The 19,715-nt window shown below is 45.2% G+C and carries 18 protein-coding genes; 14 read left to right on the top strand and 4 right to left on the bottom strand.

Translation table 11 applies throughout. The annotated features are described in order from the left end of the window. Positions 1 to 58: 58 nt before the first annotated feature. Both DKT75_RS15105 and orn read right to left on the bottom strand, forming a co-directional pair. Positions 59 to 1,933 (bottom strand): ATP-binding cassette domain-containing protein, encoded by a 1,875-nt coding sequence (locus DKT75_RS15105; protein ID WP_109824271.1) that lies wholly within the window; start codon positions 1,931 to 1,933, stop codon positions 59 to 61. Next, entirely contained in the window at positions 1,933 to 2,478 is a 546-nt protein-coding gene (gene orn / locus DKT75_RS15100) for an oligoribonuclease (RefSeq protein ID WP_109824270.1), read from the bottom strand. Before orn ends, DKT75_RS15105 begins: the two co-directional genes overlap by 1 nt. A 47-nt stretch (positions 2,479 to 2,525) precedes the next feature. Here orn and DKT75_RS15095 point away from each other — a divergent pair, with 47 nt between their 5' ends. The 11 genes from DKT75_RS15095 (at position 2,526) to yaaA (ending at position 14,075) form a co-directional block, all read left to right on the top strand. Then, a complete protein-coding gene (locus DKT75_RS15095) occupies positions 2,526 to 3,764 on the top strand; it encodes a M48 family metallopeptidase (RefSeq protein WP_109824269.1) in 1,239 nt (412 codons plus the stop codon). A 58-nt stretch (positions 3,765 to 3,822) separates the two neighbouring features. Then, positions 3,823 to 4,113, top strand: a complete 291-nt coding sequence (locus DKT75_RS15090) for a hypothetical protein (RefSeq protein WP_109824268.1) — start codon at positions 3,823 to 3,825, stop codon at positions 4,111 to 4,113. Between the two features lie 48 nt (positions 4,114 to 4,161). Next, positions 4,162 to 5,061, top strand: a complete 900-nt coding sequence (gene rsgA, locus DKT75_RS15085) for a ribosome small subunit-dependent GTPase A (protein ID WP_109824267.1) — start codon at positions 4,162 to 4,164, stop codon at positions 5,059 to 5,061. 73 nt (positions 5,062 to 5,134) lie between these two features. Then, on the top strand, positions 5,135 to 7,039 hold the full coding sequence (locus tag DKT75_RS15080; protein ID WP_109824266.1) for a transglycosylase SLT domain-containing protein: 1,905 nt from the start codon (positions 5,135 to 5,137) through the stop codon (positions 7,037 to 7,039). A 3-nt stretch (positions 7,040 to 7,042) separates the two neighbouring features. Further along, entirely contained in the window at positions 7,043 to 8,104 is a 1,062-nt protein-coding gene (gene gspK / locus DKT75_RS15075; RefSeq protein ID WP_109824265.1) for a type II secretion system minor pseudopilin GspK, read from the top strand. 13 nt (positions 8,105 to 8,117) lie between these two features. Continuing rightward, positions 8,118 to 9,323 carry a type II secretion system protein GspL gene (gene gspL, locus DKT75_RS15070; protein WP_109824264.1) on the top strand — a complete coding sequence of 402 codons (1,206 nt, stop codon included), beginning with the start codon at positions 8,118 to 8,120 and terminating at the stop codon, positions 9,321 to 9,323. Continuing rightward, positions 9,320 to 9,802, top strand: coding sequence for a type II secretion system protein GspM (gene gspM / locus DKT75_RS15065; protein WP_109824263.1), 483 nt, complete (start codon positions 9,320 to 9,322; stop codon positions 9,800 to 9,802). The genes gspL and gspM overlap by 4 nt, the downstream gene beginning before the upstream one ends. Further along, positions 9,799 to 10,572, top strand: coding sequence for a type II secretion system protein N (locus DKT75_RS15060; RefSeq protein WP_109824262.1), 774 nt, complete (start codon positions 9,799 to 9,801; stop codon positions 10,570 to 10,572). The genes gspM and DKT75_RS15060 overlap by 4 nt, the downstream gene beginning before the upstream one ends. A gap of 23 nt (positions 10,573 to 10,595) precedes the next feature. Continuing rightward, positions 10,596 to 12,920 carry a DNA polymerase II gene (locus DKT75_RS15055; RefSeq protein WP_109824261.1) on the top strand — a complete coding sequence of 775 codons (2,325 nt, stop codon included), beginning with the start codon at positions 10,596 to 10,598 and terminating at the stop codon, positions 12,918 to 12,920. A 78-nt stretch (positions 12,921 to 12,998) separates the two neighbouring features. Continuing rightward, positions 12,999 to 13,250: a YfhL family 4Fe-4S dicluster ferredoxin gene (locus DKT75_RS15050; RefSeq protein WP_109824260.1), complete on the top strand. Its 252-nt coding sequence runs from the start codon at positions 12,999 to 13,001 to the stop codon at positions 13,248 to 13,250. A gap of 33 nt (positions 13,251 to 13,283) precedes the next feature. Then, positions 13,284 to 14,075 (top strand): peroxide stress protein YaaA, encoded by a 792-nt coding sequence (gene yaaA / locus DKT75_RS15045; RefSeq protein WP_109824259.1) that lies wholly within the window; start codon positions 13,284 to 13,286, stop codon positions 14,073 to 14,075. A gap of 47 nt (positions 14,076 to 14,122) precedes the next feature. Here the strand turns inward: yaaA and DKT75_RS15040 are convergent, their stop codons facing one another. After that, a complete protein-coding gene (locus DKT75_RS15040) occupies positions 14,123 to 14,671 on the bottom strand; it encodes a LysR substrate-binding domain-containing protein (protein ID WP_158278885.1) in 549 nt (182 codons plus the stop codon). Next, entirely contained in the window at positions 14,668 to 15,015 is a 348-nt protein-coding gene (locus DKT75_RS15035) for a LysR family transcriptional regulator (protein WP_109824257.1), read from the bottom strand. Before DKT75_RS15035 ends, DKT75_RS15040 begins: the two co-directional genes overlap by 4 nt. Positions 15,016 to 15,103: 88 nt before the next feature. Between DKT75_RS15035 and DKT75_RS15030 the strand changes: the two genes are divergently transcribed. The 3 genes from DKT75_RS15030 (at position 15,104) to DKT75_RS15020 (ending at position 19,703) form a co-directional block, all read left to right on the top strand. Further along, entirely contained in the window at positions 15,104 to 16,102 is a 999-nt protein-coding gene (locus tag DKT75_RS15030; RefSeq protein WP_109824256.1) for a TAXI family TRAP transporter solute-binding subunit, read from the top strand. An 83-nt stretch (positions 16,103 to 16,185) separates the two neighbouring features. Continuing rightward, positions 16,186 to 18,135, top strand: a complete 1,950-nt coding sequence (locus DKT75_RS15025; RefSeq protein ID WP_109824255.1) for a TRAP transporter permease — start codon at positions 16,186 to 16,188, stop codon at positions 18,133 to 18,135. Continuing rightward, positions 18,132 to 19,703: a sulfatase family protein gene (locus tag DKT75_RS15020; protein WP_109824254.1), complete on the top strand. Its 1,572-nt coding sequence runs from the start codon at positions 18,132 to 18,134 to the stop codon at positions 19,701 to 19,703. The genes DKT75_RS15025 and DKT75_RS15020 overlap by 4 nt, the downstream gene beginning before the upstream one ends. Positions 19,704 to 19,715 lie beyond the last annotated feature (12 nt).

Genomic DNA, 19,715 nt, shown 5'->3' with positions numbered 1-19,715 from the left:
TTTGTGATGTAAGTATCTTTATTATAACAAGCAATTTACATTTCTCGATGAACATACTTTAACACATTGCTTGTTCGTATTCTTCAGAAGCATCTAACCACGCTGCTTCCGTTTTTTCTACACCGGCGTCGACATCTCGTTTTTTCAACAAGAGTGACTTAAGTGCTTCTTTATTTTCATCTAAGTATATATCGGGGTCAGCAAGTTGCTTTTCAAGCGCCGCGCTTTGCTCAATTAACTTATCTAACTCTTTCTCATGCTTATCAACGATTCGCTTCAACGGTTGTAGCTGCTTACGCATATCCGCTTCGTGTTTACGCTGATCTTTACGACTAACTGTTTTATCTTCGACCTTATCTACTGCCGCTAGTTCCTTCTCACGATTGCTCAACCACTTAGAATAATCATCCAAGTCACCGTCAAACTCTTTCGCAAAACCACCTTCGACAATCACATACTCATCAGTCACTGACTTTAGCAAATGTCTGTCATGCGACACGATGACCATAGCACCTTCAAATACCTGTAATGCCATACTTAAAGCATGGCGCATATCTAAATCAAGATGATTGGTCGGCTCATCTAAAAGTAACAGATTTGGACGTTGATAGACTAATAATGCCAGAACCAGTCGGGCTTTTTCTCCACCAGAGAATGGTGCAACAGCCTCATCGACACGCTCACCTTGGAAACCAAAGCCACCTAAATAGTTACGCAAATCCTGCTCACGCGCTTCTTTATCCAATATCCGCATATGCTCCAGCGGTGTTTGGTCAAGGTGTAACTGCTCAACCTGATGCTGAGCAAAGTAACCAATATGCAAATCTTGCGCACACCATAACTCACCCGCCTGAACAGGTAACTCACCTGCTAGACACTTAATCAGTGTTGATTTACCCGCACCATTTGGGCCAATTAAACCAATGCGTTGTCCCGGCATTAACTCAAAATCAACCTTAGTCACGATAGGCGTGTCGCCGTAACCAATCGATGCTTCAGTAATATTCAATAAGCGGTCGGGCAGTTTACGAGGCTCAAAAAAACCAAACTTAAACGGTGAGTCAATGTGCGCCTGAGCAACCAACTCCATTCGATCAAGTGCTTTTAAACGACTTTGAGCCTGACGTGCTTTAGTTGCTTGTGCGCGGAAACGGTCTACATACTTACGTATATGAGCCACTTCACGCTGCTGACGTTCAAAGGTACTTTGCTGCTGCGCTAAACGCTCTGCACGTACTTTTTCAAACGCCGAGTAGTTACCCGTATATAGAGTCAGCTTGTGGTGTTCAAGGTGACAGACATGGGTCGTCACAGCATCCAAAAACTCACGGTCATGCGAGATCAGTATTAATGTTCCCTGATATTGAATCAGCCATTGCTGCAGCCAAATCACTGCATCCAAGTCCAAATGATTGGTTGGCTCATCCAGCAACAGAAGGTCTGAGCGACACATAAGCGCCTGAACCAAGTTCAAACGCATTCGCCAACCACCCGAGAAACTACTGACGGGGTTATGAATTTGTTCGTTTTTGAACCCTAAACCTTGAAGTAACGAGGCTGCACGACTCTCAGTGGTGTATCCATCAATCGCGTCTAACTGACCGATCAATGTCGCTAAATGTTCCCCTTCTGCCGTTTTCATCTGTTCTTGCAAAGACGTAAACTCGCTATCGCCTTCTAAAGCGTAGCTCAAAGCAGACTGATCGCTATCAGGCGTATGCTGAGCAACGTGCGCCATGACCCAGTTTGGCGGCATATTAAACTGCCCGCCATCTAAACCCAATTCACCACGAATCAGCGCAAATAACGATGACTTACCGGTACCATTAGCACCCGTCAAACCCACTTTTTGGCCAGGATGAATACTAAAACTACTGTCGCCAATCAGCTCCCGTCCGCCGCGGCGAAGGGAAATATCCGAAAAAACTAGCATTAGATAGACATGATCTCTTTGCGGTAATAAATCAACTCATTAATAGAGTCAATAACATCATCCATCGCAAGATGTGAGCCTTGCTTTTTAAAGCCTTTAGTCACTTCTGGCTTCCAACGAACGGCTAGCTCTTTAAGTGAACTGACATCTAAGTTGCGGTAATGAAAGTAGCCTTCCAACTCTGGCATGCAACGCGCCATGAAACGACGATCTTGGCAAATACTGTTACCGCACATAGGTGACTTGCTCTTATCAACCCACTGACTTAAAAACTCGATGGTTGCAATCTCTGCATCTCGCTCACTGAATTCACTCACGCGGACACGCTCAGTCAAACCAGACTTGCCATGCTGCTTGGTGTTCCAGTTATCCATGCCTGCCATAATCTCATCTGGCTGATGAATGGCCATCACTGGTCCTTTCGCCAAAATATTAAGGTCTTTATCTGTCACGACCGTCGCAATTTCGATAATTTGATCGTTAACGGTATCTAAGCCCGTCATTTCAAGATCAATCCAGATTAAATTATTGTTGTCTACATTCATGGTTTATACTTTTCTTCTAAATTTGAATTCAGGACTTATCTTAACAAATGCCCACCTTTACGTTGATATTTATCTTAGCAGCAATTGTTACCATCGGCACTCAACTCTGGTTATCTCTTCGCCAGAAAAAACATGTCATGGAAAACCGCCCTGCTGTACCCGCTGAGTTTGCAGACTCAATCACGCTTGAAGAACACCAAAAAGCCGCTGACTACACAGCAGCCAAAGGCAGTTTTGGTCGTAAGCAGTTAATCGTCAGCACAGTCTTGTTATTCATATGGACACTAGGCGGTGGTTTACAATGGGTCGATAGCTTGTGGGCTGACTCAGGTTATGGCGAGCTAATCACGGGTACTGCGGTTATTTTAAGTTTTATGCTGCTATCTAGCATCATCGACATTCCAACCTCGCTTTACAGCACCTTTGTGCTTGAAGAGAAGTTTGGCTTCAATAAGTCGACGCTTAAAATCTTCTTTATCGACATGATTAAAGGCTCTGCGTTATCACTCGTGATTGGCGTACCGTTAATCATGTTGATTTTATGGTTAATGAATACTGCTGGCGACCTGTGGTGGATTTACGCATGGGTAGCTATTACTGCCTTTTCCATACTAATGATGTGGGCTTATCCGAAGTTTATTTCACCTCTATTCAATAAATTTACAGCGCTAGAAGAAGGTGAAGTACTAGATCGCATCACCACACTATTAGAACGCAGCGGATTCAATGCTGACGGTGTATTTATGATGGATGGCTCACGCCGTTCTAGTCACGGTAACGCCTATTTTACTGGTTTCGGTAAGACAAAACGTATCGTGTTTTTTGACACTTTGTTAAAACAATTAACACCTACTCAAATAGAAGCTGTTTTGGCTCACGAGCTAGGCCACTTCAAGCATAAGCATGTTTTCAAAGGCATGATTGTTTCTATGCTAACGACCCTTATCGGATTCGCAGTGTTAGCCTTCCTTATTAAACAACCGTGGTTTTTTCACTCACTTGGCGTCGAATCTCAATCGACACACATGGCTCTGCTGCTATTTATCCTCGTTAGTCCTGTATTTACTTTTTTTATTGGGCCTTGCATGGCATGGTGGTCGCGTAAACATGAGTTCGAAGCAGACGCCTTTGCAGCAAAAGAATCAAGTTCTGAGGAACTCATTAACGCCCTAGTCGGTCTATATAAAAAGAACGCGGGTACATTGACACCTGATCCACTGTATTCAGCGTTTTACGATTCACATCCACCTGCCTCAATTCGAATTGCTCATTTAAGAAAGCAGTAGCGTTGAATTCAACCAATAGTGTTGATCGGCATGTGGTCAGCATTATTGGGAGATATACATGTACAAAAATATTATTGCAGCAACCGTTCTTGTATTAGCAAGCTCAACGGTAATCGCCGCAGGCGATGCTAGAAATGGCGAGAAGCTATACAACGACTCTATGTGCGGCACCGCTTGCCATGGTGTTGAGAAATACACAGCACCAGATAAAAAAGTTAAGGATTTGAAAGCGCTAGAAGCACAGGTTAGACTAGACGACACAAACTTGCCTACAAACTGGTTTGATACAGACATTCACGATGTAGTGGCTTATTTAAATGAGCAGTACTACAAGTTCCCTACGCCTTGAGGCTACCCAATAATGTGCTTAAAACGCCATGCATAAAAATATAAACACATGAGCAATGAGACTCATGTAGCAACAAAAGGCACCGGCCGAGTTATCACTCGGTTTGGTGCCGAATTATTAGTACAGTGTGCAGACAAGACCACACTGAGATGCACAACCAAGCGCAAGCTTGATAACGCGGCTTGCGGTGACTGGGTCGACTGGCAACGTAACGAAACGGGCACCGCTCGTATCGACAAAATCCACAAGCGCAAAAATGACATCACCCGTCTTACCTATCGAGGCAGACCTAAAACCATCGCAGCCAATGTTGATCAGTTGATCATCGTTAGCTCATGGCTACCAGAACCTATCTGGAGCTTGGTTGATCGCTACATCATTGCCGCAGAACGACTAAATGCCGAAGCACTTATTGTGATCAATAAGACTGACTTAGCAGAAGAGTACGCCACTCCAGAAGATTGGGAAGCGCTCAAAGAATACGAGCACATCGGCTACCGAGTATTACACGTCAGTGGTATGAGCGGCGAAGGTATTGATGAACTTCACAAGACCATGAGTGGCAAAACCAATATTTTATTGGGGCGCTCGGGTGTTGGTAAGTCATCTATCGCCAATCAAATAATGCCAGATGCAGAGATTGTGACTGCCAATATTTCAACGTCTGGTGAAGGCCGTCACACCACCACGACTGCAAACCTATATGAGCTTGCTGACGAAGCCTATTTAATGGATTCTCCAGGGGTGCGAGACTATGTCCCTGATAATCTTGATGCTATTCAATTGGCTAACGGTTACCGTGAATTTATTCCTTACTTAAACAGCTGTCGCTTTAGTAACTGTACTCATAACCATGAACCACAGTGCTCAATCAGACAAGCGGTTGAAGACAAAGAAATATCGCCAAACCGATACCAACGTTACTTAGATGCTCTGAATAATTTGTAATCGTTCGTAGGTTGCCTAGTTTTAGCACTAATGCGATGATAGCCCTATAGTTATTATAATAATAGGGTGCTAAATGCTTGTTTCTAGACTTGCTTTGCTAGGCGTTTTCTTTGCCGCTAGCTCATCTGTTTTTGCTGGGGAGCAAAGCGATAGAGCAACATTCAAAACACTTTCCGCCAAAATTAAAGCCGGAAAGTCAGCTGAAATCAGTACTCTACGAGAGTACAAACTTTTTCCGTATCTTGAGTATCAACTCATTAGTAAACGCCCATCGCTGTACTCTACTCAAACGTTAGAGCAGTTTGTGCGTGAAAACTCAGACTCACCATTGAGTAAGCAAATGAGTGAGACGTTGATGTCTCGATATAATGAAGAGCAGCAATGGGGGCAAACATTTACCCTTTATCAGGATGGTGACTCTCTAAAAGCAGAGTGTTTACAACTACGCGCTCGTATTGAGCTTGGTGATAAGAAAAACGCGCTGGCTGATGGAAAAAAAGTGTGGATGTCCGGCCGCGATCGTCCTAAGCAATGTGACCCTTTATTTAAGCACTTAGTCGATAACAAACAAATTAGCTACGAAGATTATTGGCAACGCATTAAGCTTGCAATGAATCGTGGCGCTACAAGCCTAGCTAAAAGCCTGTCTAAAAAGTTAAATGCTAGTGACAGAGCATTAGCTAACATTTGGATTGGTGCTAGAAGCAACCCTCGTGACTCTCTCAAAAAATCAGCGATGAAGCGTGACAGCGCTCACACTCGTGATATTGTTGAATATGCGATTAAACGTATCGCTAGAAAAGATACTGATGAGGCTAGAGTTTACTTACAAGCAGCACTTCGAAAATACAACTTTGACAGTGCACAGCAGGCAGAAATAAACCGTTACATTGGCGTGAGTGATGCTAAGGATCACAAACCACACGCGCTAACGACGCTTGCTTCTGTTCCCGCACAGTTCCGCGACCAAGACGCTAATGAATGGCTGGCTAGAATCGCGCTACGCCAAGGCAGCTGGACAACATTATTGGATGCCGTCAACGCTATGTCTACTGAAGAGCAAGACGATAGTAGTTGGAAATACTGGAAGGCTAGAGCGCTAGAAGCAACTAATCGCCAAGCTGAAGCACGTCCGCTTTATCAGTCACTAACAGAAAATGCATCGTTTTATGGCTTTTTAGCCGCCGATAAGCTTGGCCAACCTTATCGTATGTTGGCAAAGCCAACGCCACAGATTGAAAATTATATTCCAGCGTTACTTAAACAACCTGGAATACAACGAGCATTTGAGTTGTTAGCGTTAGATATGAAAAAAGAAGCCCGCGCAGAGTGGTTCTTCGCATTGAAAGACCGTAATCCAACTCAGCTTATGGCAGCGGCTAAACTTGCTCAAGATAGAGGTCATCATTTCACTGCGATTTTGACGTTATCACGTGCTAAAGCGTGGAACGAAGTTGGTCTACGCTTCCCAATGCCCTATGAAAGCATGATACGTAAAGCTGCGGTTGAGCAAAACGTATCGCCTGCATTGATTTATGGTGTCGCTCGACGCGAAAGTGCGTTTGACCCTAACATTGTATCCCATGCAAAAGCGCAGGGTTTGATGCAGCTTATTCCAGGTACGGCTAAACAAGTGTCTCGTGGGCTAGGTATTAAACGTTTATCTAAGAAGCAAACATTCGATCCACAGACTAATATTAGATTAGGTGCTGCTTACTTAGAAACATTGCTCAAGCGATTTAATGGCAACTATGCGCTAGCGACTGCGTCATACAATGCAGGTCCACACCGTATGCCTCGCTGGAGACCTGATTATCCTTTGGAAGCCGCTCGTTGGGTTGAGAGTATTCCATACAACGAAACTCGTAATTATGTGCAAGCGGTTCTCGGTTATATGACTATTTATGAATACAAATTGAAGCGTTCTGAGTCAATGGTGACACGTCTAAGTAAGCGCCTAGAACCTATCACACCCTAAATAATGAAATCTCAGTCTAAACAACAAGGTGCTGCGTTAATTATTGCTCTGGTTATTATGAGCATTGCAATGGCGATTGTGACGAACATTCTGTTTCGCCAGCAACTGAGCACGCGTCTATCTAGTAATATTGGTAACTTAGAACGCGCTTACCCTTTCGCCACCGGGATTGAGGATTATGCACGTAGCGTGCTTAAACGGGACTACGAGGACTCTCCCGATAAAGATGACCTCATCGATGATGTATGGTCAACGCCAGTTAACACTCCTATCGATGGCGGCACAATATCGGGACGGTTAACTGATCTGCAAGCGAAGTTGAACTTGAACAACCTCATGGCCTATGACCCGGCTGCAGACTCGATTGACCCTGACCAAACAACACCAGCACTGACTGAAGCCCAAAACCAACTATTAGATGATAAGTTTTACTTCGATTTGGCTAGCGCGAATGTCCAAGCCTTACTACTCGTTATAGACCCTGACCAAGAAGTAAACTCACCTGAAAGCTTTGTAGATATTGCCAAAGACTGGATAGATAGTGACTCAACAGTCAGTAGTGGCGGTGCAGAGTCGTCAGACTACCAAATTGAAGATCCCGCCTATAATGCGGCGAATACTCTGATGGTTAGCCCGACTGAGATCAACTTACTTAAAGATATTGATAAAGACAATTACGCACTACTTAAGCAACACTTTTCAACATTGCCAGAGTATACCCTTGTCAATGTAAACACCGCGGATGGAACAACCTTACAAGCAATTGGTTTTACCGCAGAGGCAGCTGAAAATATTCTCGAAGTACGTAATGAATCATCTTTTGCGTCACTAGCTGACTTTAAGGAGCTAGCAGTCGTTCAAGTTGCTTTAGAAGACCCTGATGGTGCAGAAGGCGAAGAGACACCAGCCGTCTTTGAACAGATACTTTCTGTCACTAGCCAATACTTCCTTCTTCAAGGCGAGATCAACATAGGTGCCGCTCGGCTCTATATCAATAGTATTCTGCATAGAGATGGTGCTAAAGTGACCGTCATTTCTAGAGATTTCAGTAATCAACAGTTGTAGATAAATAAGATAAATGAAGCTGCTAATAATTAAACTTACATCGCCAGACGCTCCCCCACTTGTTGCAAGTATTGGGGACAAAATTACTGAAGACAATTTTGTTAGTTCAGACTGGGCTACTGTCCGTAGTAAACAGCGTGGTCAGAAAGTCGTACTGCTGATTCCGGACAATGAAGTCTCGCTTGCCGAAACAATCATTCCTAGTAAAAATAAAAAGCAAATGCTGCAAGCACTGCCGTTTGCCTTAGAAGAAAGCCTTGCTGAAGATGTTGAAAAACTACACTTCAGCGCACTGCGTGAGTCAGATGATTTACCCGTCAAAGCAGCGATCATCAACCATGAACGTTTAGGTTTTTGGATTGACCTTCTTAAGGAACATGACATCAATGTTCACTATATTTTACCCGCCATGTTCGCCCTACCTGTCGCGAGCGAAGGCTGGTCTGTTGCGGTCACCGAAAACGAAGCGCAAGTACGTCAAGGCATGTTTAGCGGCTTTGCGTGTGACTTAGATGTGCTGGACTATGTTTTACCTAGTCAACTTGAAGAGCACTCACCACAAGTCATCGACGTGAGTGGCGATAGTTTACGAATGACGCGCCTGCTTCAAGGCCAAGATATTGAAATACGTGCGGGTAACGCACCATCACTGATTCAACTGAAAGACTTGCAGCCAACACTTCCACTGAGTTTACTCAATAACTACAACCGTGGTGAGAGTGCGCTTAAGTCTATTAACTGGTCGCCTTGGAAGCCTGTCGGGGTTATTGCGGGTTTATTACTGGCAACGTGGTTAGGCATGTTTATGTGGCATAACCATCAGTCTGAGCAAAAGCTTACCGCTATTGAAAGTGAGATCACTAAGGTCTACCGCTCTGCCGTTGCGAATGGCAGCTTGACCGATGCAGACGCACAGCTATCTTCCATGAGAAGTTTACGCAGACAGTTAGAAGGTAATCCAGACTCCGCAAATAAGTCGCCTCTACCTATCATTGCTCGCTTAGCACCACAGTTAAAGCGCTTTCCTAAAATGGAAATCCAAGAAGTAGCGTTCAAACAAAACAAAATCGAGCTTAAAGTCGAAGCACCTAACTTAGGCATGCTTGACCAGTTCAAACAAACAGCTGAAAAGGCGCAACTTAGCGTGTCTATTCGCTCATCAAAAACAACGGCCGACAGTGTCGCATCTACCCTAGTTATTGAGGAAACCGCAGAATGAAACAGTGGTTTATGATGTTAAGTTCGCGCGAAAAAACACTGGTGAGTATCGCCGCTGTCGTTGTCCCTATTCTGCTATTTTGGTTGGTACTACTTCAACCAACGATGAATAAACGCAAGGTACTCGACTCTCAGATCACCGACCGTAGCGAAATGCTGCAACAAATGCGTGGCCTTAGTGGTGAAATAAAACTGCTAAAACGTACCGGTGGCAACGCACCTAAAGTCAGTCGTGGAAACCCTCAGCAGAAAGTTGAGAGTGCCCTTCGAACATGGCGACTAAGACCAAACTTAGGGGTGATGAGCGCACCAAACAGTACAACAGTGAAGTTGAATTTGAGAGATGCAGAAGCGGACAACATCATGCGCTTTTTGTATGACATCGAAAACAAACATGGTTTAGCGGTTAAATTACTCTCGCTAAAACCAACTAAGGACATTGGTATCGCCAACGCCTCAATTACTTTGGAGGCAAAATGAAAACGTTTAAGCTAATTTTATTGGGCCTAGTTACGTTTCTAGTAACAGCGTTTGCACTAACACCCGTATCCTTCGTAGAGCCGCACTTAGAAAAGGCAGCACCTAATATCGTTATTGATAATAGCACTGGCACTATCTGGAATGGCCAAGCGGCCAACTTACGCATTGATAACTTAAACCTTGGCCGTGTTAAGTGGAAAGTACGCCCACTTAAGAGCTTGATGAGTTTGTCTCTTGTGTCTGACTTTAATATTAATGGCGAAGAGTTAACAGCAGAAGGTTTAGCCGCTTACGGTTTAGATCGCACTATCCGCTTAACTGACACAACGTTTGAAGCAGACGCGAGTATCGCTTCTAAGTTTCAGAGAAACTTCCGTCTTGGCGGTAGCTTTCAAGGGTTGATCCAATCAGCTGAACTAGAGCCCAATGTATTCCCAATTATTGACGGTGTTTTAAACTGGGCACAAGGCAGCCTAACCTCTCCGCTTAGATTAGACCCTGCAAATTATCGTGCTGACATTCGTTCTTCTAAAGACAAGTTGACCGCTGATATTAGCGCCTCTGACGGCCCTATTGACCTGAGTGGCTTAGCGAGCATTACTAATGAATGGGTTTACGAAGCGGATATTTTAGCCAAGGCTAAGCCGGGTTTAAACCCACTGATTAATAACGTCTTACGTAATGCCGCAGGTGGTAGCAAGCCATCAGCTGACGGTAGCATCAGGATTAACCGCAAAGGCTCGATCCAACCTATTCCTTTATACCAGTGAGGCTTAACGGGTAAACTGACCGCATGACTTCTTTGATTGACGGTTTTTTACTTTCACGACAGTGGCGAGATACCAAAAACGGTATTGAGCTAAGCTTCTGGCTAGCCACTGATCAAGACCCTGTTCGCCTAGTCATTGAAAACGAACGCGCGGTTTGTTTTGTGCGACGAGATAACCTGCTCAAAATTCCGCACACTGCACATCGAAAAGCACTCGCACTCAAAGACTTTGACCATGCTGACATGGATGGTCTCTACTTCCGTCAACAGCGTGATTTACAAGCGATACGCGACCACTTAGCTTATGACAAATCCCAACTCTATGAGTCTGAGGTAAAGCCAACTGAGCGTTACTTGATGGAGCGGTTTATCACTGCACCAATGACCGTGCAAGGTCAGGTTATCCAGCGCGATAGCTTTAGAGAGATACGTCAACCAAAACTCAAACCGGCAAAATATACACCGTCACTACGCTGGATTTCTTTAGATATTGAAACGCACGATCTGCGTGGGCAACTCTATTCCATTGCTGTGAGTACTGTCGATAGTCACCAAATATTCATGGTAAAACACCCTGACCAAGCGCCTGCGAAAGCTAGCGAATTGAATATCACATGGTGCGACGACGAACAAAGTGCCGTTGAGCAAAGCTTATCATGGATTAGAAACTACGATCCTGACGTTATTATTGGTTGGAATGTCATCGGCTTTGACCTGAGTTTTCTTAAGTGGAAATGCCAAGAACTTAAAATTCCTTTTGCCTTAGGGCGCGGCGGTGAAACTGCGACCGTTTTAGAGTCACAAATGGCTGGCCAAATTGCAGTAGCCCGAGTACCTGGGCGCATTGTGTTAGACGGCATTGCAGCGCTCAAAAGTGCCTTCATGTTTTTCGACCACTACGCACTGGGTTTTGTTGCACAACACATACTTGGACAAGACAAGCTGATAGAGGAAGGAAATAAGTTAGAAGAGATTCGCAGACAATACCTTGAAGACCCCGTGGGCTTAGCCGCTTATAACCTGCAAGATTGTGAGTTAGTGGCGCGCATATTTGAAGAAAAAGACCTCATCAACTTTTCCCTAGAACGTGCCAGAATGACCGGCTTAGCGATAGATAGACAAGGTGGCTCTACTGCAGCCTTTGATAACCTCTACCTGCCTCGCCTACATCGCCAAGGCTTTGTTGCACCAGACATCGGGAGTCAAAGTAACGTCACCAGTAGCCCCGGTGGCTACGTCATGGACTCAACGCCAGGTTTGTATAAGAACGTATTGGTTCTAGACTTCAAGAGCCTATACCCAAGCATTATTCGCACGTTTAAGATTGACCCAATGGGCTTGTCAGTCGGCTTAGTCAGTGACGAGACCAACACTATTCCGGGATTTTTGAACGCTCAGTTTTCACGAGAGCAGCACATATTACCTGAGCTAGTCACGCAACTTTGGCAGGATAGAGACGCAGCAAAGAAGGTTAAAAACGCGCCACTTTCATATGCCATAAAAATCATTATGAATTCATTTTATGGTGTCCTTGGTTCATCGGGCTGTCGTTTTTTCAATCCTCAGCTAGCCAGCAGTATCACTCGACGCGGTCATGAAATCATTCAGCAAAGCGCCACTTTTATTGAGCAGGAAGGTTACTCGGTAATCTATGGTGATACTGACTCAGTATTTGTTCACCTCCATGACGACTTAGATGAGCCTCAATCAGAAGCCATTGGTGATGAACTGGCGAGAAAACTCAATATATTTTGGCAGGAGCAACTGCAACAACGCTTTAAAATTGAGTCATGCTTAGAAATCGAGTTTGAAACACACTACTTACGCTTTCTAATGCCCACTATTCGCGGCAGTGAAGCGGGTAGTAAGAAACGCTATGCAGGTGCTATTCGTCAAAATGGCGACACTGAAATGGTGTTTAAAGGACTGGAAACCGTTCGCTCCGATTGGACCATGCTTGCCAAGGTCTTTCAGCAAGAGCTTTATCGACGAATATTTAACGACTTACCTTATGCGGACTATGTGCGTGAAATTAGTGAACAGCTGTACGCTGGCAAATTTGACGACCAACTAACCTATACCAAACGACTAAGGCGCCCGCTCGAAAGTTACGTCAGCAGTCAGCCACCACAAGTTAAAGCGGCACGTAAAATGAAGAACCCCGGTCGGCGTATACAGTACGTAATGACCCTGAATGGCCCTGAGCCTCTTGAAAACCTTACGGCCATCCCCGATTATCAGCATTACCAAGATAAGCAGTTACAGCCTGTTGCAGACAGCATTTTATATTTTCTAGATACCTCGTTTGAGCGCCTTACTCAGCGCCAAATGGATGTATTTGGTCAGTAGTCTGTAGGGAATAATGTTTTTTGCCGCGCTGCACTGTTAGACTTAGCCCCATTATTGAATTTGTAACAGGAAACAACCATGTCTTTAATCATCACTGACGAATGCATCAACTGCGATGTTTGCGAGCCAGAGTGCCCGAACGATGCTATTTCTATGGGTGACGAAATCTACGAGATCGAGCCTACGCTTTGTACTGAATGTGTTGGTCACTTCGACGAGCCACAATGTGTAGAAGTATGCCCAGTAGACTGCATTCCAAAAGACGACAACAATGTCGAAAATGAAGGTCAACTAATGCTGAAGTACGAAGCATTAATGGCTGCAAAGTAAGGTTAAAAGAATAAACCGCTCAGGAATACGCTAATGCTCGTTACTCTCTCTCCTTCAAAAGGTCAGGACTTTGATATCCCCATGCCAAATGGTGATTTCAGCCTGCCTAAGCAGTTAGATCAATCACAACTACTGGTTGACCAGTTACGTGACTACGAACCTGCTCGTATTGAGTCGTTAATGAGCATTAGTGAAAACCTTGCAAAGTTAAACTTTGAGCGTTTTCAGCAGTTCCACACGCCTTTTAACCCAGACAATGCACGCCCTGCGCTGTTTGCGTTTAAAGGTGATGTGTATAGCGGTATTGAAGCTGCAACGATGACACCTGATGACTTGGCTTATGCTCAAGATCATCTACGTATTTTGTCTGGCCTATACGGCGCGCTTCGCCCAATGGACTTGATACAAGCCTATCGTCTAGAAATGAAGACTAAGTTAGAGAACCCTCGTGGTGCTAACTTGTATGAGTTCTGGGGTGATCAAATCACTGATAGCTTGAATACTGAGCTTGCGAAACAGCAGGAAGCGGTATTGGTTAATCTTGCTTCCAATGAATATTACAAGTCGGTCAAGCCTAAGCAGGTAAAAGGCCGTATTTTGAATATTGACTTCAAAGAAACGAAAGAGGGTAAAACGCGCATTGTTGCAATTTATGCGAAGAAAGCACGCGGCATGATGGCTGACTTTATCTTGCGGAATCGTATTGAAACACCAGAAGGTATTCAGGACTTTGATACGGCGGGTTATAAATATGCGCCTAGTCTTTCTACTGACAACAAGTGGGTCTTTGAGCGTCCACAGCCTGCGCCTCAAGGTAAAAAGTAAGCGACTATCTCTTAAAAACGCTTTTCCTACAGCTGGTTAAAATCACGTCACCGCCGCTCTTTTAACATCGCAATAAATCGTTTTCCCAACTGACTGACTTCTTGATCCCGTCGACTGATTGCGCCAATAGGTCGATGAAACTGAGACTGATCAAAGTCCAAGAAGACCAGCTTATTTTCAATATAAGGCGTGGTTGACTCTCTCGGCATGGTTGTGATCATGTCGGTTTTCTCAACTAACTCTAGTACCGTACGGATAGAATCCGTTTCGCAACCAATATGAAACCGCTCAAGCCCCATCGAAATCAATGCCGTTTCAGTTTGCTGACGTAACATACTCCCCCTAGAGTGCATCACCCATCGCTGACGCTCTAATTGCTTAAGAGATAAATCCTGACACTTGGTTAACTCGTGTTCCACATTGCACCAAATTCCCACTCGGTCATCCACAATCGGCTCAAATGTTAAGCCTGCTTCTGTTTCCGCCAAACTACGCGGACCAATCACTAAATCTATTCGTCCACGCTCCAATAACGAACGTAATTCATGCACTAACCCCACACGAAGCTCTGTAATAACATCTGGGTTGTTATTCAACAGTTTTGCCAGCGTGCCTGTATAAAGCGGCCCGCCACAATGGGTGGAGCACCAATACGAAGCTCGCCAGCCGTGCCTTCGGTAACTAAAGCAGCGTAAGCACTCGCCTGTTCTTCCGCGATGCGAATAGAAAAACCTGACCGCGCGAGACGACGCCCTAGCTCTGTAGGAACTGCTTTTCGACCTGATCGATCAAAAACAGCACCGCCTAAACGCTCTTCCAAAGTTTTAATATTTCGACTAAGCGCAGGCTGCGTAACGCCCAACTTTTCCGCAGCAAGTTGATAAGAACCCGCTTCAAGAATTACCGACAGTTGCGCTAAGTGGCGGGGATCTAGTTTCATACCAAAATGTTATGAGTTACTTGTGAACTGGTATTATATCTTATACATCTACTTGTATATACTGGAAATAACCAATTGAGGAGGTTATATGATTTTACTAAAGAGACTAGCCAGTGCTGCCTTAGTCCTAGCGCTAAGCCATAACGTTGCTAATGCTGAAATTCACAAAGGTGAGACAGCAGGTGTTGGTGACCCAGTCCATACTGTATTCGTTTCATTCAGCAACCAAGCGGGTAAAAACGATGTGGAAATTCAGGTTAATGCGGGACAGACATTAACAAAATCCATGCTTAAAGGCGCTAAAGGTCAAATCGACTTTTTCTCCACTGTACCTAGTCTAGTCAACCTTATGGCTGGCCAGCAAAGAATGTACGCAAAAATCGATGAAGCACCTGAGCTATCTAAAAACTTAAGATCTATTTTTGGCTTTGAAGCAGGCGCTTACCACCCAGTAACACTTGCAGGGTCCGGCATTGAGAACTGGGAAGACATCAAGGGAAAGACCGTATTTACAGGTCCACCAGCAGGCTCAGCTTCTGCTACTTCAGAAGCATTAATCAAAAATATTACTGGTTATGAAGCGGGCAAAGACTACAAAGCCGTTCGTCTAAGTTGGGGTGAAGGAATTGCCGCACTATCTGACAAGAAAATCGACATGATGATTCGTCCTGCAGAAATTGGCTCATCACGTATTGAGCAATTTGGTTTATCGGGTGAGTTCAGAGTGCTATCTATCCCTGAAGCATCAATGGAAAAAGAAGGCATGAAAAAACAGCTGGGTGCCGCAGGACGAGGCATGACTAAGTTTGATGGTGGAATTTACAAAGGCCAGCTAACCAAGGGCAATATTAACTCGCTTGGTTTCTTCCAGTTTGTGGGTACACATTCTGGTTTATCCGATGATGTTGTGTATAAGGCAACCAAAGGGTTTTGGGACAACATCAAAGAAGTACAAAACACCGCTTTCTTCTTGAAAGATGTCACCAAAGAAACGGCTTTCACAGCAATCAATGTGCCATTACACCCAGGCGCTATTCGTTACTATGAAGAAGCAGGCTTTGAGATTCCTGACAACCTTCGCCCTTAAATTCTGATCGTTACTCGCAGAGCCTGCCGTTCAGGCTCTGCACCTCAGTCATTCAATATCATCTTCATTGAAAGAGTTTCATTATGACCACAGTGACTAACAATACTGAAGGCGTCACACGCCTGTACTACATTATAGCTGGCTGTGCCTGCGCGCTACTCGGCGTGTTAGCACTGTATAGCTCAGGCATGGGCCTCGTAGACCCAAAGTGGCATCGCGCTATTGGCTTTGCCCTCGCGCTAATCGCAGGTATCGCGGCAGCACATACGCGACGTCGTATTGCCAACCCTGACGGGGTACCCAAGGCAAAGATGCACATTATCATTGATGCGATCTTACTCATCGCGGGTTTATGGTCTATATGGTCTTTCTATTCTGTGCAGACTCAAATGGAAGAGTTCTTGTACGATGTAAGCAATGCTGATGCATGGCCTGCCATCGCAGGACTCGTTGTTTTCTTAGAGCTGACTCGTCGTTTATGGGGCTGGGGACTGTTTGCCGTCGGATCACTTGCCGTCATTTATTTGATATTCGGGCAAGATCTACCGGGCATCATGGCACACTCCGGCTTTTCAGTCGTTGAGATGTCTGAAGCGCTTTGGTACAACACCAACAAGGGTGTGTTTGGTTCGATTACTAATATCGTACTTGCCACCGTCTTTATCTTTATTATCTTTGGCGTGCTACTCGAAGGTACAGGAGCAGGAGACACACTCCTAAAATTCGCATTTCTCTTGACGCGTAAAACCCGTGGTGGCCCAGCACATGCCGCCATTGTAGCGTCATCATTATTCGGAACAATGTCAGGCTCGACCGTTGCCAATATTGTTGGTACGGGAACGTTCACCATTCCAATGATTAAAAAGCGTGGTTTTTCACCGGAGTTTGCAGCGGGTGTTGAAGCAACTGCATCATCAGGTGGACAGATTATGCCGCCAATTATGGGGGCTGCTGCCTTAGTCATGGCAGACCTAACGGGTGTCGGCTACCTCAGCATCATTGTTGCGGCGCTAGTACCTGCACTATTTTACTATTTCAGTTTATTTGCGGCAGTTACCGTTGAAGCACGTCGCCAAGGCATCGAAGTTCAGGACATGACTACCGATGACAAGATCACACGGGTGGATATGATTAACTCCATCTTATTCGTCGCGCCTATTGCAACCGTTATTACTACCATGCTAATGGGGCTTTCAACGGCTGCTGCCGGCTTCTATGCCGTCATTGTGTTAGTTGCTCTATCGGTCATTAACCCTAAAGTTAGAGCACATCCAATACGTCTCTGGCACTCGTTTTTAAAGGGTGCTGAATCAGGTGCGACACTACTCATCGCAATCGCAGCCATCGGCATTTTGGTGGGCGCACTTGACTCAACAGGGCTAGGACTAAAGCTGGCCAATGTGATCGCTGCCATCCGCGGTGAAAGCTTATTCTCTGCTTTATTAGTTGCGATGTGTGGCGCACTAGTACTAGGTATGGGTATGCCAACACTACCGGCTTACCTCATTATCATATTAGTCATGGGGCCTGCGATTCAGGAACTCGGCCTATCAATGCTAACGGCACATATGTTCGTATTCTACTATGGTGTTGCTTCTTCCTTGACCCCACCGGTTGCCATCGCCGCCTACGCCGCCGCCCCTATCGCGATGGCTAATCCACTCATTACTTCATTCATGGCATTCCGACTAGGTATGGCAAAGTTCATTATTCCATTCATCTTTGCGTTCTACCCTACGTTATTGATTATTGAAGAATTTAACCTATTGAGCTTTGTATGGATCGTCCTCCGTACCATGTTCTGCATCTGGCTATTCTCATCCGCACTATCAGCTTATGACCGCGTAAAGCTCAGCATTCCTGAAGTTGTACTGCGCTTTACGGCTGCTTTTGTCATGTTAATGACAGATCCAATATTTCATATCCCTGCCATATTAATAGGTGCAGCACTGATCTATTTCGACGTCAACCGAGCCAAGAAGCTAATACCCACTCATGTAGCAGTCGCTGCTAATAAGGAGCCACAGTCATGAAAAAACAACCTAACTTTCTGTTCATCATGACCGATCAGCATCGTGCGGATCATCTAGGTTGCTATGGCAATAAAATAGTCAAAACGCCGAATATCGACAAGGTTGCTGCAACGGGAACCCGCTGGGATCGCTTTTATGTCGCGAACCCTATTTGTATGCCCAATCGTGCGTCGATAATGACAGGTCGTATGTCGTCGCTGCATGGCTCACGGCATAACGGTATTCCACTATCTCACGACCATACAACCTTTGTTGAGCTACTAAGAGAGGCGGGTTACAGCACCGCACTCATCGGAAAATCGCACTTACAAAGCTTCACAGGGCTACCCGCAACCAACGCTTACACACCTAATGAAAAGCTACACACACCACCAACACCACTGCGTGATGCCTTTAAAAATAATCGTCATGGAAGCGAATATGACCTTGAAGACACTACAAAATGGGAGCGCCCCCTAGCCGAACGAATAGACGACAACTTCTACGGCTTTGAGCATGTGGAAGTAGCGACTGACCATGGCGATCATGCCGGTGGGGATTATTTACTGTGGGCGAAACAGCAACACCCTGACTTTGAGTCTCTTGTCGGCAAAGAAAATGCACTACCTTTTGAAGGCATGGAAGCACCTCAAGCATGGCGAACTGCTGTTCCTGAGGCGCTTTATTCAACTAACTGGATTGCCCAACAATCAGAGCAGTGGCTAGCCGATCAAACAAAAACCGACAAGCCGTTCTTTTTGAAAATGTCGTTTCCTGACCCACACCACCCATTTAATCCACCAGGAAAATACTGGGACATGTATGACCCTGCAGATATGGAATTACCCGCGTCATTTGGAAAAGGAGAGTTACCGCCACTAGTCGCAATGCGTGAAGCAATGGAAAACGGTACAGATCCTCGGGATAACCAAAGCCCTTTTGCCGTCACCGCAGATGAAACACGCAATATTCTCGCCCTCACTTACGGCTTAATCACGATGGTCGACGATGCAATCGGTCGCGTTTTGGAACAGCTAGAAACGCTCGGCGTTGCCGATAACACTATCGTTATCTTTACTAGTGATCACGGCGATTACATGGGTGATCACGGTTTGATGTTGAAGTTACTAATGCACTATCAAGGTTTAATCAAAGTGCCATTCATTTGGTCTGACCCAACACAATCAGCTGATCAACCACTATGCTCTGAACTTGCTTCATCGATTGATATTGCCTCCACCATCCTGGCACGCGCAGGCGTTCAAGCTTACAACGGCATCCAAGGGCGTGACTTATTTAACAGTGAGCCGCCATTAGCTGCAATTGTTGAAGAAGATAGCCAGCGCACCATGACAGGCTTTGATAAGCCTCAGCGGGTACGTACCGTTGTCACTGAACGTTACCGAATGTCATTACGACAAGGTGAAGATTGGCATGAGCTATATGACTTAGAAAATGACCCAGATGAAATGAATAACTTATTTGATGACCCTGATAGCCAATCGGTGAAACACGAGCTGATGGAAACTATGGTTCGTCAAATGATTGAATTACAAGATCGTGCGCCGCTGCCCGCATACCGCGCCTAATATTATTAATGG

It is taken from the genome of Leucothrix arctica (assembly GCF_003172895.1).
Classification (GTDB): domain Bacteria; phylum Pseudomonadota; class Gammaproteobacteria; order Thiotrichales; family Thiotrichaceae; genus Leucothrix; species Leucothrix arctica.
This window is presented reverse-complemented; position numbering and strand designations above follow the sequence as displayed.

What these genes read in the sequence shown, in the direction of transcription:
- DKT75_RS15105 (WP_109824271.1), bottom strand. Translation starts at nt 1,933, where the DNA reads ATGCTAGTTTTTTCGGATATTTCCCTTCGCCGCGGCGGACGGGAGCTG.
- orn (WP_109824270.1), bottom strand. Translation starts at nt 2,478, where the DNA reads ATGAATGTAGACAACAATAATTTAATCTGGATTGATCTTGAAATGACG.
- DKT75_RS15095 (WP_109824269.1), top strand. Translation starts at nt 2,526, where the DNA reads ATGCCCACCTTTACGTTGATATTTATCTTAGCAGCAATTGTTACCATC.
- DKT75_RS15090 (WP_109824268.1), top strand. Translation starts at nt 3,823, where the DNA reads ATGTACAAAAATATTATTGCAGCAACCGTTCTTGTATTAGCAAGCTCA.
- rsgA (WP_109824267.1), top strand. Translation starts at nt 4,162, where the DNA reads ATGAGCAATGAGACTCATGTAGCAACAAAAGGCACCGGCCGAGTTATC.
- DKT75_RS15080 (WP_109824266.1), top strand. Translation starts at nt 5,135, where the DNA reads ATGCTTGTTTCTAGACTTGCTTTGCTAGGCGTTTTCTTTGCCGCTAGC.
- gspK (WP_109824265.1), top strand. Translation starts at nt 7,043, where the DNA reads ATGAAATCTCAGTCTAAACAACAAGGTGCTGCGTTAATTATTGCTCTG.
- gspL (WP_109824264.1), top strand. Translation starts at nt 8,118, where the DNA reads ATGAAGCTGCTAATAATTAAACTTACATCGCCAGACGCTCCCCCACTT.
- gspM (WP_109824263.1), top strand. Translation starts at nt 9,320, where the DNA reads ATGAAACAGTGGTTTATGATGTTAAGTTCGCGCGAAAAAACACTGGTG.
- DKT75_RS15060 (WP_109824262.1), top strand. Translation starts at nt 9,799, where the DNA reads ATGAAAACGTTTAAGCTAATTTTATTGGGCCTAGTTACGTTTCTAGTA.
- DKT75_RS15055 (WP_109824261.1), top strand. Translation starts at nt 10,596, where the DNA reads ATGACTTCTTTGATTGACGGTTTTTTACTTTCACGACAGTGGCGAGAT.
- DKT75_RS15050 (WP_109824260.1), top strand. Translation starts at nt 12,999, where the DNA reads ATGTCTTTAATCATCACTGACGAATGCATCAACTGCGATGTTTGCGAG.
- yaaA (WP_109824259.1), top strand. Translation starts at nt 13,284, where the DNA reads ATGCTCGTTACTCTCTCTCCTTCAAAAGGTCAGGACTTTGATATCCCC.
- DKT75_RS15035 (WP_109824257.1), bottom strand. Translation starts at nt 15,015, where the DNA reads ATGAAACTAGATCCCCGCCACTTAGCGCAACTGTCGGTAATTCTTGAA.
- DKT75_RS15030 (WP_109824256.1), top strand. Translation starts at nt 15,104, where the DNA reads ATGATTTTACTAAAGAGACTAGCCAGTGCTGCCTTAGTCCTAGCGCTA.
- DKT75_RS15025 (WP_109824255.1), top strand. Translation starts at nt 16,186, where the DNA reads ATGACCACAGTGACTAACAATACTGAAGGCGTCACACGCCTGTACTAC.
- DKT75_RS15020 (WP_109824254.1), top strand. Translation starts at nt 18,132, where the DNA reads ATGAAAAAACAACCTAACTTTCTGTTCATCATGACCGATCAGCATCGT.